This is a genomic window from Catellatospora sp. IY07-71 (assembly GCF_018326265.1).
GTDB lineage: Bacteria > Actinomycetota > Actinomycetes > Mycobacteriales > Micromonosporaceae > Catellatospora.
The window spans coordinates 8097664-8114997 of the sequence record NZ_AP023360.1; the positions used below are offsets into that span (position 1 = coordinate 8097664).

At 72.1% G+C, this 17334-nt stretch carries 9 protein-coding genes; 4 read left to right on the plus strand and 5 right to left on the minus strand.

Translation table 11 applies throughout. The features are described from left to right. Positions 1-7: 7 nt before the first annotated feature. The gene (locus tag CS0771_RS36290) at positions 8-1927 is read right to left on the minus strand and encodes an AMP-binding protein (RefSeq protein WP_212845182.1); all 1920 of its coding nucleotides are present in this window, start codon (positions 1925-1927) and stop codon (positions 8-10) included. After that, positions 1920-2849 carry an SRPBCC family protein gene (locus CS0771_RS36295; protein WP_212845183.1) on the minus strand — a complete coding sequence of 310 codons (930 nt, stop codon included), beginning with the start codon at positions 2847-2849 and terminating at the stop codon, positions 1920-1922. Before CS0771_RS36295 ends, CS0771_RS36290 begins: the two co-directional genes overlap by 8 nt. Positions 2850-3134: 285 nt before the next feature. Here CS0771_RS36295 and CS0771_RS36300 point away from each other — a divergent pair, with 285 nt between their 5' ends. The 4 genes from CS0771_RS36300 (at position 3135) to CS0771_RS36315 (ending at position 8880) form a co-directional block, all read left to right on the plus strand. Then, positions 3135-3971, plus strand: a complete 837-nt coding sequence (locus CS0771_RS36300) for an AfsR/SARP family transcriptional regulator (RefSeq protein ID WP_244871241.1) — start codon at positions 3135-3137, stop codon at positions 3969-3971. A gap of 189 nt (positions 3972-4160) precedes the next feature. Beyond that, entirely contained in the window at positions 4161-5429 is a 1269-nt protein-coding gene (locus CS0771_RS36305; protein WP_212845184.1) for a beta-ketoacyl synthase, read from the plus strand. Beyond that, entirely contained in the window at positions 5426-6667 is a 1242-nt protein-coding gene (locus CS0771_RS36310; RefSeq protein WP_244871242.1) for a ketosynthase chain-length factor, read from the plus strand. The genes CS0771_RS36305 and CS0771_RS36310 overlap by 4 nt, the downstream gene beginning before the upstream one ends. A 269-nt stretch (positions 6668-6936) precedes the next feature. Next, positions 6937-8880 (plus strand): multicopper oxidase family protein, encoded by a 1944-nt coding sequence (locus tag CS0771_RS36315; protein ID WP_212845185.1) that lies wholly within the window; start codon positions 6937-6939, stop codon positions 8878-8880. Between the two features lie 59 nt (positions 8881-8939). Here CS0771_RS36315 and CS0771_RS36320 read toward each other — a convergent pair whose 3' ends face one another. From CS0771_RS36320 to CS0771_RS36330, 3 genes are all read right to left on the minus strand, one after another. Further along, entirely contained in the window at positions 8940-10226 is a 1287-nt protein-coding gene (locus CS0771_RS36320; RefSeq protein WP_212845186.1) for a S9 family peptidase, read from the minus strand. Between the two features lie 206 nt (positions 10227-10432). After that, positions 10433-13582, minus strand: coding sequence for an efflux RND transporter permease subunit (locus CS0771_RS36325; RefSeq protein ID WP_212845187.1), 3150 nt, complete (start codon positions 13580-13582; stop codon positions 10433-10435). 27 nt (positions 13583-13609) lie between these two features. Continuing rightward, positions 13610-17263, minus strand: coding sequence for an efflux RND transporter permease subunit (locus CS0771_RS36330; protein ID WP_212845188.1), 3654 nt, complete (start codon positions 17261-17263; stop codon positions 13610-13612). Positions 17264-17334 lie beyond the last annotated feature (71 nt).

Here is a 17334-nt window from a genome sequence, read left to right on the forward strand (position 1 = left end):
ATGTCGGTCAGCGCACGGCGGCGGGCGCGTGCTCGCCCACCGCGTCGTACAGGTCGTGCTCCGGCACGGCCAGCCCGGCCAGCTTCATGACCTGCTCCCGGAAGCCCGGGGTCTGCACGGCCTTGGCGTGCGCGGCCGCGTCGGCCCACTGCGCGGTCTCGATGAAGACCTCCGGCCGGCGGCGCGAGCGGTAGAGCTGGCGGCCGATGAAGCCGGGCTGGGCCTGCATGTACGCGGAGATCTCGTCGAGCACCTGCTCGAACCGGGCGACGTCGCCGTTGACGGTGATCTTGTTGATGAACGTGACCATGTGGTCGCTCCTCTCGGACGCGGCGCGGTGCCGCTCGTGTACGTGGGTGCGCACGTCCCGGCGGCGGGCTTTGCCGTTGGGCGAGCGCGGGATCTCCCGGACCAGTTCGATGCCGTGCAGGTGCTGGTATTCGGGCAGCCCGGAGTTGACGAACTCGGTGATCTGGTCCGCGGCGACGTCCTCGTCGTCGGTGACGACCAGGGCATAGGCCACCGCGCCGCGGTACTCGTGCGGCATGTCGACGACCATGCAGTCGGTGACGGCCGGGTGGCGCATGATGACGCGCTCCAGCTCGACCGGCGACACCAGCCAGTTGTCGCACTTGAAGACGTCCTTGAGCCGGTCGACCAGGAACAGGGTGCCCTCGTCGTCGAGGCGGCCCACGTCCCCGGTGTCGAACCAGCCCTCGGCGTCGAACGGGCGCCCGATCCCGTCCGGCGTCAGGTAGCCCGCCATCAGCTGCGGGCCGCGCACCTGCACCTCGCCGGGGGTGCCCGCGGGCAGCGGCTGCCGGGTGTCCAGGTCGACGACCCGGCACTCGGTGGCGGCGACGGGCCCGCCCACCGAACCCGCCGACGGCCGGTCGATCCGGTCGCAGTGGGTCAGCGGCGAGGTCTCGGCCAGGCCGTACCCCTGGATGACCGGCACGCCGAGCCCGGCGCAGAGCCGGGCCGCCGCGGCCGGGGCCAGGGCCGAGCCGCCGGACAGCACCGCCCGTACCCCCGGCATGCGCCAGGTGGGCAGGCGCGGGTCCGCGGCCATCCGGGCCAGCCGCACCGGCAGGCTGTAGAAGTGCGTCGCGCCGGACCTGGCGGCCGTCGCGACGGCCTGCGCCGGGTCCGCGTCGGGGCACAGCACCTGAGTCGCCGCGGTCTGGACCGCGGAGTTCAGGTGCATCGGGTGGTATGTCGGCAGGTGGTTGAGCGTGACCGAGTCCGGCCCTAGCCCGTGCACCTGCGCCACCTGCGCCGCGTTGTAGACGAGGTTGCGGTGGGTGAGCAGCACCGCCTTCGGGCGCCCCGTGGTGCCGCTGGTGAACTGCAGCACCGCCACGTCGTCCGGATCGTGCGGCACGGCCGGGAAGCGCGCCGCCTGCCCGGCCCGGCCGGCCGCCGGCACGCAGTGCTCGCCGGGCCGGTCCAGGTAGTACACGTGGGCCAGGTCGGGCAGGTCGAGCCGGATCCGCTCCAGCCGGTCGGCCATGTCGGCGACCCCGATCAGCACCCGCACCCGGGCCAGGTCCAGCGCGTACGCCAGCTCCTCCGCGCCCTGCAGCGGGTTGATCACGGCGCAGACGTGGCCCGCCCGCACCGTGCCGTAGTAGGCGATCGCGAACGACGGGTGCAGCGCCGCCGCGACGCCGACCACGGCGCCCGGCAGGCCGCCCGCGCCGCCGCCCGGGGGCAGCAGCGCGGACAGCTTCGCCGCGAAGGCGTCGGCGGCCGCGTCCAGCTCGCCGAAGGTGAGCGCGCGGGAGCCGGTCTGGATCGCGCTGCGGTGCGGCGCGACCGCAGCGGCCCGGCGCAGCAGCCCGTCCAGGGTGCCGCCCGCGCGGGCAAGCACCCCTGCCAGCTCCCGCTCCTGCGCCGCGAGCGAGCCGGTGGCGGCCCTAGGCACGAGCCGGCTCCTCGGCGTACGCCTGCGCGTGGCGCAGCGTCTGCAGCGAGTTGGTGCTGAGCACCCGGCGCAGGTAGCGGCGCGCGTCGGCGACCGTGGTGCCGTCGCCGAGCAGGTCCAGCGCGGACGGCTTGATGGTGGCGGTGTGCCGCGCGGTCACCGTGACGCCCTCGGGCGTGTGGTGGAAGTGCCAGTGGCCGGTGTGCGCGTCGAGCAGCTTCGGCAGGCCGATCTGCTTGTAGATGATTTTGTGCGGCAGGCAGATGCGCACCGAGCGGGTGGTGTGCGCCCGGCCCTCCGGGGTGACCGTGTCCATGTCGAAGAACTGCACGCCCGGCTGGTCCTCGGTCATGTTCAGCGCGGTCACGTGCGGCACCCGCTCGGGCCACTTGTCGGCCGCGTAGAGGAACTCGTACACCTGCTGCGGCTGCCCGGCGATGAACAGCGGGTCCTCGAACTCGATGACCAGCTGCTCCAGCTCGCCCCAGCGCTCGGCCAGGCCGCCGACCTTCGCGACCAGCGCGGCGGCCCCGTCGAGCTGCGCGGCGGCGGCGTCCGCGCCCTCGGCGCCCGGCGCCGCGGTGACCATGATCGTCAGCTCCGCCTCGCAGGACTTCTCGCCCTGCGGCGTGAACGTCCACTCGGTCCGAATCGACTGCAGCGGCGCCGCGCAGTCGGTCTGCTCGGTGACGACGCGCAGGTTCTGCTTGTCCACCGTGCGCCGGGTGGTCCACTGGCGGACCCCCTCGCCCTCCAGCGCCCACCAGCGCACCTGGCCGCCGTCGGGGTCCGGCTCGGCGTGCACGCCGTCGGGGAAGAACTGCGGCCAGTGCCGCAGGTCGTTGACGATCTCGAAGGCCACCGCGGCGGGCGCGGCCACCTCCGCGCGCTGCGTCTCGGTGTAGACCTTGTTCTTGGACATCGGCGCTCCTCAAGCGGGCCGGGATGCTGGGATTTCGGCCGCACGCGGTCCTCCGCTGCGAGCCGTCTGCCAAGAACCGTCGCAGCCGGCCACTTGAGAACCGGTCGAAGACGACTTGAATGCCCAGGTCAAGGCACCACACCGCGATCAAGGGCGGGACACGGCGCCGGTCACCGGAGATCATCGCCAATTCCGGCGAATGGGTCAGATAGGCCCTCGCCAGCACTAATAGTGGTGGAGGCGGCATTCGCACACGGCGGGCGCGACGGCCACAGGGGGTTGCACATGGACTGCCGGGTACTCGGCCCACTCGACGTACGCTGCGGCGGCGTCCGCGGCGACCTCACCGCGCCCAAGCCCCGCAAGGTGCTCGCCCTGCTGCTGGTGCACGCCAACCGGGTGGTCTCGGTCGACTCGCTCACCACCGAGCTGTGGGACGACGAGCCGCCGGCCAGCGCGCTGACCACCCTGCAGACCTACATCCTGCAGATCCGGCGCATGCTCGCCCGCGTCTGCGGCCTGGACCCCGCCCAGGTGGCCCGCGAGCTGCTGGTCACCCACGCCGACGGCTACCAGCTGCGGCTCGACGGCGCCCGCCTGGACCTGCACGAGTACGAGCGCCTCGCCGACCAGGGCCGGCTGGCCCTGCTCTGCGGCGACCACGCGCACGCCTCCCGCCTGCTCACCGCCGCGCTCGACGTGTGGCAGGGCACCGCGCTGGTCGACGTGCGCCTCGGCCCGGTGCTGCGCGTCGAGGCGGCCCGCCTGGAGGAGGCCCGCCTGACCACCTGGAAGCAGCGCATCGACGCCGACCTCGGCCTGGGCCGCCACCGCGAGATCCTGGGCGAGCTCGGCTGCCTCGCCGCCCGCCACCCCCTGCACGAGGACCTGCAGGCCCAGTACATGATCGCCCTCTACCGGGCGGGCCGCCGCACCGACGCCCTCGACGCCTACCGCCGCCTGCGCGACGTCCTCATCAGCGAACTCGGCCTCGAACCAGCCCGCCGCATCCAGCGCGTCCAGCACGCCATCCTCACCGGCGACCCGGTCCTCGACACCGCCTCCGCCCTCGACACCGCCTGGACCTACGAACCCACCGCGGAACTGGTCCCCGCCGCCTGATCCACCCCGCCCCGCCCAAGATCGCGACGATCTTGCGCGAACTGTTAGGGATATGCCCGAAAGGGGCGTGTCATCCCCACAGTTCACGCAAGATCGTCGCCCTTTAGTGTGGGGAGGGATTCTCAAGTCAGGCTCAAGTGGGGTGGGGGGACGCTCGGGGGAGGTCCATCGACCCCGCAGGAGGCGTCCATGCATCGTCGTGTCGTGATTACCGGGATGGGCGTGGTGGCGCCGGGCGGCGTCGGCGCCAAGGCGTTCTGGGAGCTGCTCACCTCCGGGCGCACCGCGACCCGCACCATCAGCTTCTTCGACCCCTCGCCGTTCCGGTCGCAGGTCGCCGCCGAGTGCGACTTCGACCCCGCCGCGTGCGGGCTCACCCCCGCGCAGACCGGCCGGATGGACCGCGCGGCGCAGTTCGCGGTGGTCGCCGCCGCCGAGGCCGTCGCCGACGCCGGCCTGGAGCTCGCCGAGCTGGACCCGTACCGGCTGGGCACGGTGGTGGGCAGCGCGGTCGGGGCGACCATGAGCCTGGAGCGGGAGTACGTCATCGCGTCCGGGAAGGGCGCCCGCTGGCTGGTCGACAACACGCACACCTCACCCCACCTGTACGACTACTACGTGCCGGGCTCGTTCGCGGCCGAGGTGGCCTGGTCCGTGGGCGCCGAGGGGCCGGCCGCGGTCGTCTCCACCGGCTGCACGTCGGGGCTGGACGCGGTCGCGTACGCCGCCGAGCTGATCCGGGAGGGCAGCGCCGACGTCGTGGTCGGCGGGGCGACCGACGCGCCCATCTCCCCCATCACCGTGGCCTGCTTCGACGCGATCAAAGCGACCACGCCGCGCAACGACGACCCGGCGCACGCCTCGCGCCCGTTCGACAACAGCCGCAACGGGTTCGTGCTCGGCGAGGGCTCGGCCATGTTCGTGCTGGAGGACTTCGAGCGGGCCCGCCGCCGCGGCGCGCCGGTGTACGCCGAGATCGTCGGCTTCGCCTCGCGCTGCAACGCTTTCCACATGACCGGGCTGCGCCCCGACGGCCGGGAGATGGCCGAGGCGATCCGCAGCGCGCTCGACTTCGCGAAGCTGAACCCGGAGCGGATCGGCTACGTCAACGCGCACGGCTCGGGCACCAAGCAGAACGACCGGCACGAAACCGCCGCGGTGAAGCTCGCGCTCAAGGACCACGCGTACGCCACCCCGATGAGCTCGATCAAGTCGATGGTGGGGCACTCGCTTGGCGCCATCGGCGCGATCGAGGTGGCCGCCTGCGCCTTGGCCATCGTGAACGGCGTGGTGCCGCCCACCGCCAACCTGCACGAGCCCGACCCCGAGTGCGATCTGGACTACGTGCCGCTGGAAGCGCGCGACCGGCACCTCGACGCGGTGCTGTCGGTGGGCAGCGGCTTCGGCGGCTTCCAGAGCGCGATGCTGCTGGCCCGCCCGGAAGGAGACGCCCGATGAGCGAGCGAACCATGTCGCAGGGCGGCGCACCCGTCGTCACCGGCCTCGGCGTCATCGCCGCGACCGGCCTGGACACCGCGACGTACTGGAAGAACCTGCTGGACGGGCGCTGCGGCATCGGCCGCATCGAGCGCTTCGACCCGGCGTCGTACGCCTCCCGGCTGGCCGGCGAGATCCGCGACTTCGACCCGGCCGCACACCTGCCCGACCGGCTGCTGGCGCAGACCGACCACGTCACCCGGTTCTCGCTCACCGCCGCCGCGGCGGCCCTCGACGACGCGGGCATCGACCCCGCCGCGCTCGGCGAGTACGACATGAGCGTGGTCACCGCCAGCTCCGCCGGGGGCTTCGAGTTCGGCCAGAAGGAGCTGGAGAAGCTCTGGGCCAAGGGCGGCGATCACGTCAGCGCGTACCAGTCGTTCGCCTGGTTCTACGCGGTCAACACGGGGCAGATCTCGATCCGGCACGGCATGCGCGGGCCCAGCGGTGTGGTGGTCACCGACCACGCGGGCGGGCTCGACGCGGTCGGGCAGGCGCGCCGCCACCTGCGCGCGGGCACGCCGCTCGCGGTCACCGGCGGCGTCGACGGCTCGCTGTGCCCGTGGGGGTGGATCGGGCAGCTCGCGACGGGACAGATCAGCGAGCGGGACGATCCGGCGCGGGCGTACCTGCCGTTCGACGCCGACGCGAACGGCTGGATCCCCGGCGAGGGCGGCGCGATCCTCATCGTCGAGCAGCCCGAGGCCGCCGCCCGGCGTGGCGCGGCCACCGTGTACGGCGAGCTCAGCGGCTATGCCGCGACCTTCGACCCGGCGCCGGGCAGCGGGCGGCCGCCGGGGCTGCGGCGCGCGATCGAGCTGGCGCTGGCCGACGCGGGGTGCGCCCCGTCCGAGGTGGACGTGGTCTTCGCCGACGCGGCCGGGGTGCCCGAGCTGGACGCGGCCGAGGCGCGGGCGCTGACGGAGGTGTTCGGGGCGGGCCGGGTGCCGGTCACCGCACCGAAGACGGCGACCGGGCGGCTGGCGGCCGGGGCGGGCGGGCTCGACCTGGCCACCGCCCTGCTGTCCCTGCGCGACCAGGTCATCCCGCCGACCGTCAACGTGACCACGGTCGCCGCCGCCTGCGCGGACCTGGACCTGGTCCTGACCGCAGCCCGCCCCACCCCGCTGCACCGCGCCCTGGTCGTGGCCCGCGGCCTCGGCGGTTTCAACGCCGCCGTCGTCCTCACCGCCCCCTAGCCACCACCGCCAGCCCCGGCGGGCGCCGAGATCGCCGTCTCGTGTCAAGACCTGCGGTCCAGCCGCACCTTCTGACACGAGACGGCGATCTTCCACACCACGGCGGGCGGGTGGGGCCTTCGCGCGCAGGTCCGTCGGTGCGCCTAAGCGGCCTGGTGGCGGCGGGTCGGTAGGGTGGCGGAGTTCCTGGCATATCGGACAAATTGTCCTTCCCAGGCTTTCTGCGCCGCACGCCAGGTCCTCCGACATCGGTGACCGAAGGGCGTGCCATGCCTTCCCGACGACAACTACTGACCACCGGCGTGCTCTCGGGCGCGGCGCTGCTGATCCCGTCCCCGGCGAGCGCCGCCCGCGCGGCCGCCGCGGCGGTCGCGGCGCAGAAGCTCGACGCCACGAAGATCCACAAGTACAAGACCCGGCTGCCGATCCCGGCCGCCATGCCCGCGGTCTCCCGTAAGGGCGGGACCGACCGCTACGCGGTGGCCGTGCGGCAGTTCCGCCAGCAGATCCTCCCGCCGGGCCTGCCGAAGACCACGGTCTGGGGGTACGGCTCGGCCGGGCACCGCAGCACGTTCGGCTACCCGGCCCGCACCATCGAGGCGCGGGTGGACCGCCCGGTCGAGGTGACCTGGATCAACGGCCTGGTCGACGGCAAGGGCCGGGCGCGCCCGCACCTGCTGCCGGTGGACCAGACGCTGCACTGGGCCAACCCGGCGGGCGGCGCGGGCCACCAGGACATGCCGGCCCACTTCACCAGCACGCCGCAGCAGTACACCGGCCCGGTGCCGATCGTGACGCACGTGCACGGCGCGCACGCCACCGAGGAGGCCGACGGCTACCCGACCGCGTGGTACCTGCCGCACGCCGACCTGCCGCGGGGGTTCGCCGCGACCGGCTCGGACTACGCGGCGATGCGGGAGAAGGCAGAGAGCTACGGCGCGCGCTGGCAGCCCGGCGAGGCCGTGTTCCGCTACGGCAACGACCAGGCCCCGGGCACGCTGTGGTATCACGACCACACGCTCGGCCTGACCCGGCTCAACGTGTACGCCGGTCCGGTCGGCTTCTACCTGCTGCGCGGCGGCGACGGCGACCTGCCCGAGGGCACGCTGCCCGGCCCGGCGCCCCGCCCCGACGACCCGGACGGCACCCGCTACTACGAGATCCCGCTAGTCATCCAGGACCGCTCGTTCCGCAGGGACGGCTCGCTGTACTACCCGGACAGCCGCAGCCAGTTCCATGACGCCTTCGCCGGGCCGTACGCCCCGGTCAGCGACATCGCCCCGGTCTGGAACCCGGCGTACCTGGCCGACACCGTGGTGGTGAACGGCCGCACCTGGCCGCAGCTGACGGTGGAGCCGCGCCGCTACCGGTTCCGCGTGCTCAACGGCAGCAACTCGCGCAGCTTCATCCTGAAGATCGCCGGCAGCGCGACGGTGCCCCGCCCGGCCACGGCGGCGGTGCCGTTCTGGCAGATCGGCTCGGACGGCGGCTGGCTGCGCACCCCGGTGCGCCTGGACCAGCTGCTGCTCGGGCCGGGCGAACGGGCCGACGTGATCGTCGACTTCACCGGTCTGAAGGAGGACACCGCGCTCTACCTGATCAACGAGGCGCCGGACGTGCCGTACGCCGCCGGGGTGCTCGGCACCGACTACCAGGCGGCGAACCCGGCCACCACCGGCCAGGTCATGAAGCTGCTCGTGGCCGGCCTCCGGGGCAGGGACACCAGCGTGCCCCCGGAGCACCTGACCCTGCCCGCGGCCGCCCCGCTGCCCGAGTCGGCCGCGAGCTGGCGCGTCCTGCTGGACGAGCTGCCCTCGGCGGCGCTGACCGGCGTCAACCACCGGGTCGCGATGCTCGGCACCGTGGCCGCCGACCGCACCCAGACCCACCTGCGCTGGCACGACGCCCCCACCGAGAAGCCGGTGCCGGGCCGCAGCGAGACCTGGGAGATCCTCAACTTCACCGACCACTCGCACACGGTCCACCTGCACCAGGTGCAGTTCGAGGTGATCAGCCGCCAGCCCTTCGGCATCCCGCCCACGCCCCGCCCCGCCGAGGCCTGGGAATCGGGCCGCAAGGACACCGTGCTGGCCCACTCCGGCGAGGTGACCCGCGTCAAAGCGGTCTTCGACCTCCCCGGCCGCTTCGTCTGGCACTGCCACATGCTCGAACACGAAGACAACGAGATGATGCGCCCCATCCTCGTCGCGTAAAGGAAGGGCACCTTCTTATCGTTTTCCGATGTAGAAGGTGCCCTTCCTAACGCTCTCCCCTACAGGGGCGTCCTGGTGACCTTGCCGGAGGCGTCGACGTACCACTTCTCGCTGGTCATCGGCGCGCCGCCCAGGCGGTCGGCGAGCCAGTCGGCGGCCAGGGTGGGCGCGAACGGGCCCAGGTTGGCCGCGGGCACGCCGCCGATGGAGTGCCGCGAGTCCTGGTACACCACCAGCTGCTTCGGGCCCGGTACCGCCGCCAGCAGCGCCTCGGTGCACGCCAGCGGGCTCAGCTCGTCGCGGTCGCCGGCCAGCACCAGATACGGCATGGACAGCTGCTCGGCGTGCCCCTCCCAGGTCAGCGTACGGGCGAACGCGTCGAACGCGTCCTCGTCGGTGTGCCCCGACATGTACATGAAGCGCATCTTGTACGTCGGCCACGCCTGCTCGAACGCCGCCGTCCAGCCGGGCTGGTGGCAGGTGTTCATCACGGCGCAGGCGCGCAGCCGGGGCTCGTGCGCCGCGGCGATCGTGCCCGCGAACGAGCCGAAGCTGATGCCGCTCAGCCCGATCCGCTGCGCGTCCACCTCCGCGCGCCGCACCAGCCAGTCGACGCAGGCGGTGCCGGTGCGCGCCCAGGCGGGCACGGTCATGTGCAGGCCCGTCATCGCGGCCTCGTACTGGCCGGGGCCCTCCACCGCGAGCACCGCGAAGCCCCGGGACAGGAAGCGGTCGGCGTACAGCGCGACGGTCGCCTCCTTGAAGCTGTCCATGCCCGGCACCGCGATCACCGTGGGCAGCCGCCCGCCGTGGTAGCCGGGCGGCAGGTGGAACCAGGCGGGCAGCGCGCCGCCCGCGAACGGGATGCTCACCGCCTCTATCCGGTGGTCGGCCAGCTCGGCGTAGCGCGCGTAGCAGGCCCGCTTGCGCCGGTGGTAGAAGCGGTTGACCTCGTCGTCGGTGTGGATGGGCCACTGCGCCGCGCCCCAGTGCACGGCGGCCATGAAGTAGTTGTCGCGCGCGGTGACCTGGTGCCCGTCGGCGGCGGCTGCCTCGGCGCGGGCCTCGCGGCGGCGCGCCACGGCCTCGAACGTGGGCGCGAAGTCGGCGTAGCGGCGTACCCGCGCCCGAATCGCGGCGAAGTCGGCCCCGGCCTCGACGCCGCAGGCGGCGTTCCAGTAGATGGACCGGGGCTGGTCGAAGTCGACGCCGGTCTCGGCGATGGCCGCCTCCAGGCGGTCGCGTTCGGCGGTCCAGCGCCGCGTCGACGGGCCCGGCGGCGCCTCGGTGCCGGGAGGCACGGCCAGACCCACCGCGGTCCGGTCATCGGGTGGAGATACGTCCATTTCGGTCTCCTTAACCAGGATTGCACTACCTTGCACCCTGGCATATCGGGCGGGCTCAGGAGATCGAATCCCTGCAGCTCAGAGCTTTCTTGGTGGGAGCCCCCGGCGGCGCCCGAAGCGGGCACGCCGAGCACGTGAGTGCCGAGCACGTTAAGAAGGGCACCTTCTTCTACGGGAAGCGTTAAGAAGGTGCCCTTCCTTGCGGGTCAGGCGCCCGGGGCCGGCTCCGGGGCGGCGTGGCTGGGGGCGCGGCGACGGCTCTTGGCGAACCGCAAGTAGAGCGACGGCACCACGAACAGGTTGAGCAGGGTCGCGGTGATCAGGCCGCCGATGATGACCACGGCCATCGGGTGCTCGATCTCCTGGCCGGGAATCGAGCCGGTGACCAGCAGCGGGATCAGCGCCAGGCCGGTGGTCAGCACCGTCATCAGGATCGGCACCAGCCGCTCCTTGGCCGCACGCAGCACCAGGTCGGGGCCGAACTCCACCCCCTCCTCCTGCTCCAGGTGCTGGCAGTGGCTGATCAGCATGATGCCGTTGCGGGCCACGATGCCGAACACGGTCAGGAAGCCCACGAGCGAGCCCAGCGACACGATACCGCCGCCCAGGAACGCCGCGATCAGGCCGCCGACCAGCGCGATCGGCAGGATCAGGAAGGACAGCACGGCCAGCCGCCAGCTGCGGTACGCCAGCTGCAGCAGCAGCAAGATCGCCACGCCCGCCACGATCGCGGCCAGCAGCAGGCGCTGCTGCGCGGCCTGGCGCTCGGTGTACTCGCCGAGCAGCTCGGCCCGGAACTCCAGCGGCCAGTCCATCTTGTCCAGCCGCGACTGGATGTCGCGGGCCACCGAGCCGAGGTCGCGCGTGCCGTCCAGGCTCGCCCCGACGTCGATGTCGCGCAGCAGGTCCTCATGGTGCACCACGTTGGGCACGGCCACGATGCTGACGTTCGCCACGTCGTCGAGCCGGACCTGGCCGCCCGACGGCGTGTCGATGGGCAGGTTGCGCAGGTCGGTGATGGTCTGCCGGTTGGCCGGCGGGCTCCACAGCTGCACGTCGTAGGCGCGGCCGCCGACGTACACGTCACCGGCCTCCTCGCCCGCCATCAGCCAGGCCGCCGCGCGGCGCACGTCGCCGGGCTTGACGCCGTGCTTCTGGGCGGCGGCCAGGTCGACCTCCACCTTGAGCTGCGGCACGTTGTCCTGGAAGTCGACGTAGTGCTCGCCCACGCCCGGCGTCTCGCCGAGGATCTTGTCCACCTCCTCGGCCTTGGCGCGCAACTGGTCGAGGTCCTGGCCGTAGATGCGGATCGTGATCGGCTCGCTGGTGCCGGTCAGCACCTCGCGGATGCGCTCCTTGAGGTAGGTGAGCACGTCCCGGTAGATGCCCGGGTATCCGTTGACCACGTCCTTCACGCTGGCGAGGGTCTTGTCGTAGTCCGCGTTGCGATCGACGCTGATCCAGTTCTCGCCGAAGTAGACGCCGTAGGGCTCGTCGCCGAGCAGCGCGTTGCCGATGTGGGACCCGGCGTTGCGCACCCCCGGGATGGTCAGCAGCTCGCCGTTGACCAGCTTGGTGGTGCGCACCTCCTCCTGCAGCGAGGTGTCCGGCTTGGTCAGCCAGTGCATGAGGAAGTCCCGCTCCTTGAAGTTGGGCAGCAGGGACTGGCCGAGCAGCGGCAGCGTCAGCACGCCGAGCACGGTGACCACGGCGACGCCGGCGTACACCGGCAGCGGCCGGCGCACGATGCGCGACAGCAGCCACTCGTAACCGCGCTTGAGCGGCGGCACCAGCGGCGACTCGCGCTGCTGCAGCGACTTCGGGCTGCGGAACATGATCAGGCTCAGCGCCGGGGTGACGGTCAGCGCCACCACCATGGAGGCGAGCAGGGCCAGCGCGTACGACAGCGCGAGCGGCCGGAAGAACGACCCGGACAGGCCGGCCAGCATGAAGATCGGCAGGATGGCGACGACCTCGATGACGGTCGCGTACACGATCGCGCCGCGCACCTCCATCGACGCGTCCAGGATCACCCGCGCGGTGGACCGCGGATCGCCCTCGGCGCGGGCCTGGCGCAGCCGCCGGACCACGTTCTCGATGTCGACGATGGCGTCGTCGACGATGTCGCCCAGGGCGATGACGAAGCCCGCCAGCACCATGGTGTTGATGGTCGTTCCTCTCCAGTGCAGCACCAGGATCGCCGCCAGCAGCGACACCGGGATGGCCACCACGCTGATCACGGCGGTGCGCCAGGAGTAGAGGAACAGGCACAGCATGACGACCATGAGGATGGCGCCGAGCACCAGCGCCTTGGTCAGGTTGTTGATCGCGTCCTCGATGAAGGTGGCCGGGCGGAAGATCTGCGGGTCGACCGTGATGCCGGTCAGGCCCGGCTCCAGCTCCTTCAGCGCCGCCTCGACGCCCTGGGTCACGTCGAGGGTGTTCGCCCAGGGCAGCTTCTCGACGATGAGCATCAGCCCGTCGCCCTCGTTGATGACCGCGTCGCCGATCAGCGGCTGGTGGTCACGCACCAGGTAGGCGACGTCGCTGAGCTTGATGGTGCGGCCGTCGCGCGTGGTGATCGGCAGGTTGGCCAGATCGTCGTGGGTGACGATGGGCTGGATGTGGCGTACGCCCATGCGCTGCGCGGAGTCCTCGACCCAGCCGCCGCGGCCGATGTAGTGGCCGGCCGAGTACTGCTGCAGCCCGGCGTCGAGCGCGTCGGCGGTCGCCGTCATGACCGTCTCCAGGCTGACCTTCTGCTCGGCCATGCGCTTCGGGTCGGCCTGGACCTGCAGCATCTCCAGCCGCTCGCCCCAGATCGGCACGTTGGCCACGCCCGGCACCCGCAGCAGCCGCGCCCTGATCTTCCAGTACGCGGCCATCGACAGGTCCATCATGTCGATCTTCGGATCGCTGCTGGACAGGCCGATCTTGAGCACCCGGCTGGTGGCCGACAGCGGCTGCAGCATCACCGGCGGCGCGGCCCAGCTCGGCAGGGTCGGGGTCACCGCGGCGATGCGCTCGGCGACCAGCTGCCGGGCGGTGAGCAGGTCGGTGCCCGGCTCGAACAGCAGCACGATCTGCGACAGCTGCTCCACCGAGCGCGACCGGACGGTCTTCACCCCCGGGATGCCGTTGAACGACTGCTCCAGCGGCACGGTGATGAGCTGCTCCACCTCGGTCGGCGCGAGCCCGATCGCCACCGTGTGGATCTCCACCTTGGGTGGGGCGAACTCCGGGAACACGTCGACCTTCATGCTGCCGAGCTGCTGGATCCCGAAGAAGATCAGGAACGCGGTCAGCGCGACGACGATGTAGCGGAACTTCAGGCTCCAACCGACGATCCACCTCATGATCGGCTTCTCTCCACTACCCGGCCGTCAGTGGCCGACCTCGTCCTCGATGCCGGCCAGTTCCTGCACGCCGACGACCACCACGGGGGTGCCCGGCGCCGGGCCGTGCGACAGGTGTTTGACCTGCCCGCTCTCCTGTTTCACGGTGACCTCGTGCCGCTCGTACACCAGCGGCGCCGGGTTGGTGTAGACGAACCACTCGCCGTCGTCGTCGAGGAACGCGGCACCGGCGGGCACGGTCAGGCCCTGGGGGGTGGCGGTGACCGGTGACGTCTGCAGCGCCAGCCGCTTGGCGGCCTGCTCGGTCAGCGTGATCCGGACGTGGTCGGACCCCTCGATCTCCTCCACGGTGGCCGGCTCACCCTCGATCTTGTACTTGTCGGGGATCACGCCGCCGCAGCCGGACAGCGCCAGCGCCCCCAGCAGCGGCACGGTGACCAGCACAGCCCGGATCCGCCGCATGACGCCGCCGTCGGCAGCGGGCCGCGCCGGGCCTGCCGCCGGAGCGGGGCCGAAGAGGTCGTCGGCGGCGGTGTCGCGCTCGCGCACCTGCCCGAAGCGCAGGTACAGCACCGGCAGCACGAACAGCACCACGATCAGCAGGGTGACCAGGCCGCCGAGCACGACCACCGACATCGGGCGCAGGATCTCCAGCCCCGAGGCGCCCCCGAAGATCGCGATCGGCAGCAGCAGGGCGGCGATCGCCACCGCGCAGACCACGGTCGTCGCGGCGGCGTCCTTCGTGCCGCGGACCACCAGGTCCCGGCCGAAGGGCACGCCGTCGACCAGTTCCAGCTGCTGGTATCGGCGGATCAGCAGCACCACGGCCCGCGCGGCCAGGCCGAACACCGCGATCAGCCCCGCCGAGGCGCCCAGCGACAGCCCGCCGGTGAACAGCGCGGCGAGCACCCCGCCGACCGTGGCCAGCGGCAGCGCGATCAGCGCCAGCAGCGCCAGCCGCCAGCTGCGGAACGCGGACTGCAGCAGCAGGAAGATCGCGATCGCGGCGGCCAGCGCCGTCCAGGCGACCTTGACCAGCGCCGCCTGCCGCTCCTCGAACCGGCCCACCACCTCGGCGTGGTGCTCCAGCGGGAACTGCACCTGCTTGAGCTGCTCGCGTACGTCCCCGGCCACCGCGCCGACGTCGCGGCCGCTGACGTCCGCGGTCACGTCGAGGTGGTTGGACACGTCCTCGTGCAGGATCACCGCGGGGTTGGGCGCCACCTTCACCTGCGCCACGTCGCCGATCCGGACCTGCCCGCCGTTCGGGGTGTCCACCAGCAGCTGCTCGACGTCCGCGGCGCTCTGCCGGATCTTCGGGTCGCCCCAGACCACGACGTCGAACACCTTCTGCTGGTCGAACAGGTTGCCCACGGTGAGGCCGCCCACCAGCGTCGCCGCGGCCCGGCGTACATCGCCCGGCTTCACCCCGGCGGCCTGCGCCTTGGCCAGGTCCACGGTCACCTCGACCGCGGGCTCGTCCAGCGCGCGCTCGATGTTGACAGCGCTGACGCCCTTCACCCGGCCCAGCAGACCCTTGATCTCCTCGGCCTTCGCGGCGAGCACCTGCGGGTTCTCACCGTAGATGCGCACCTCGACGTCCTCGTTGCGCTCGCCCAGGATGTCGTTCACCCGCTCCTGCGAGTAGGTGCCGACGTCGGACGAGACGCCCTGGTAGCCGTGCACCTTGTCGCGGATGGCGGCGATGGTGCCGGCGTAGTCGGCGCCCGGCTCCACCTTGACCCACACCTTGCCCGCGTTGACGTTGACGATCTGGTCCGACATCACCGCGCGGCCGACATGCCCGCCGACGCCGGCGACCCCGGGCAGCGCGCCGATGTCGGCGACGGCCTTCTTGGTGATCTCGGTCATCTTCGGCAGCGAGGTGCCGGGCGCGGCCTCCAGGTGCACCAGCACGTCCCGCTCCTGGAAGCCGGGCCGCAGCGCCGGGTGCAGGAACGGCAGCGCCAGCGCACCGAGCAGGGCGAGCGCGGCGGCCGACGCGATGGCGATCCCGGTGTGCCCCAGCACCCGCGGCGCGACGCGGTCGTAGCCGCGGCGCAGCGGCCCGGCCGCCGGGGAGCCGGCCTGGAGCACCGGACCGCGGCCCAGCAGCAGCAGTGCCAGGGCTGGCGTCACCAGCAGCGCGACCAGCATCGACGCCAGCACGGCGAGCAGGTAGGACAGCGCGATCGGGGCCAGGAACGCCTTGCCCGCGCCCTCCAGGAAGAAGATCGGCACCGTCGCGGCGGCCACGATGAGGATCGCGTACACGATCGACCCGCGCACCCCGGCGAGGGCGTGCGACACGGCCGACCCCGCCGCGTCGGGCGAGCCGCCCTTCAGGCGGTACTCCCGGATGTCGCGGGCGGCGTGATGGGTGTCGGCGACCACGTCGTGGATCACCGCGGTCAGGCCGAGCACCAGCCCCGCCACGATCATCGGATTGACCGTGGTGTCGCGCAGGTACAGCACCACCACCGCCACGGCCAGCGACAGCGGCACGGCCACCGCGATGATCACTGCCTTGCGCCAGCTCCACAGCAGCAGGGCCGCCGCGATCAGCATCAGCACCACGCCCGCCAGCAGCGCCCAGGACAGGTGCTGGAACGAGGACTCGATGAACGTCGCCGGGCGGTAGAGCGAGGTGTCCACGGTGACGCCGGTCAGGCCCGGCGCCATCGACGCCATGGCGGCCTCGACGCCCTTGGTCACCTCGACCGCGTTGGCATCCGGGAACTTCTCCACCACCAGGTAGAGGCACTGCTGCCCGCCGGCGCAGACGGCGTCGCCGATGAGCGGCTGGTGGTTCTCCACCACGGTCGCCACGTCGCCGAGCGTCTTCGGCGGGGCCGCCGGGGCGGGCTGCCCGGCTGCGCCGTTCTCGGGTGCGGCGCTCTCCAGCGGCACCTTCGCGAGATCCGCGGCGGTCTTGATGGTCTGCTCGTGGAAGATGTTGAGCCGCTGGTTCACGGTGTCGATGAAGCCGCCGGTGCCGGGGCTCGACGCCTCCAGGAAGGTCAGCGGCGAGACCTCCAGCGCGTTGCCGGCGGTGGCGATCACCTGGGCCAGCGTGGTGCCGTTGGCCTTGAGCTTCGCCGGATCGACCAGCACCTGCAGCTGGCGGTCACGGAAGCCCCACACCGTCACGTTCGCCACGCCGGGCACGCCCATCAGCCGCGGGCTGATCACCCAGCGGGCCAGCACCGACACGTCGATCGGGCTGAGCTTCTCCGAGCCCAGCTTGATCATCGCAGCGCGCCGGTACGACGACATCGGCTGGATCATCTGCGGCGGCTTGGCGACCTCCGGCAGGCCCGCCACACCGACCGCCTGGGTGAGCCGCTCCTGCACCACCTGCCGGGCGTCGAGCATGTCCGTGCCCGGCTCGAACGTCATCACCACCGAGGAAAGCCCCGGCAGCGACGCCGACTCGATCTCGTCCAGGAACGGCACCCCCACCAGCAGGTCCTGTTCCAAGGGGACGGTGATGAGCTGCTCGACCTCCTCAGCGGACAGTCCGAGCGCCTCGGTCTGCACCTCCACCGTGGTCGGCGTGAACTCCGGCAGCACGTCCACCGGAATCTTGTGCAGTTGCACCGCGCCGAACAGCATCAGGCCCGCGGCCAGTGGCAGCACCAGCAGCCGGAACCGCATACCCGCTTCGATGATCCAGCGCATCACTGCCCCCTGAGGCCGGCCGGGGTGACATGGTGGTGACGAAGGTGGACGAAACGTCCCACTTTATGAGA

Coding starts and splice junctions, on each gene's coding strand:
- CS0771_RS36295 (WP_212845183.1), bottom strand. CDS start 2,849: ATGTCCAAGAACAAGGTCTACACCGAGACGCAGCGCGCGGAGGTGGCC.
- CS0771_RS36300 (WP_244871241.1), top strand. CDS start 3,135: ATGGACTGCCGGGTACTCGGCCCACTCGACGTACGCTGCGGCGGCGTC.
- CS0771_RS36305 (WP_212845184.1), top strand. CDS start 4,161: ATGCATCGTCGTGTCGTGATTACCGGGATGGGCGTGGTGGCGCCGGGC.
- CS0771_RS36310 (WP_244871242.1), top strand. CDS start 5,426: ATGAGCGAGCGAACCATGTCGCAGGGCGGCGCACCCGTCGTCACCGGC.
- CS0771_RS36315 (WP_212845185.1), top strand. CDS start 6,937: ATGCCTTCCCGACGACAACTACTGACCACCGGCGTGCTCTCGGGCGCG.
- CS0771_RS36320 (WP_212845186.1), bottom strand. CDS start 10,226: ATGGACGTATCTCCACCCGATGACCGGACCGCGGTGGGTCTGGCCGTG.
- CS0771_RS36325 (WP_212845187.1), bottom strand. CDS start 13,582: ATGAGGTGGATCGTCGGTTGGAGCCTGAAGTTCCGCTACATCGTCGTC.
- CS0771_RS36330 (WP_212845188.1), bottom strand. CDS start 17,263: ATGCGCTGGATCATCGAAGCGGGTATGCGGTTCCGGCTGCTGGTGCTG.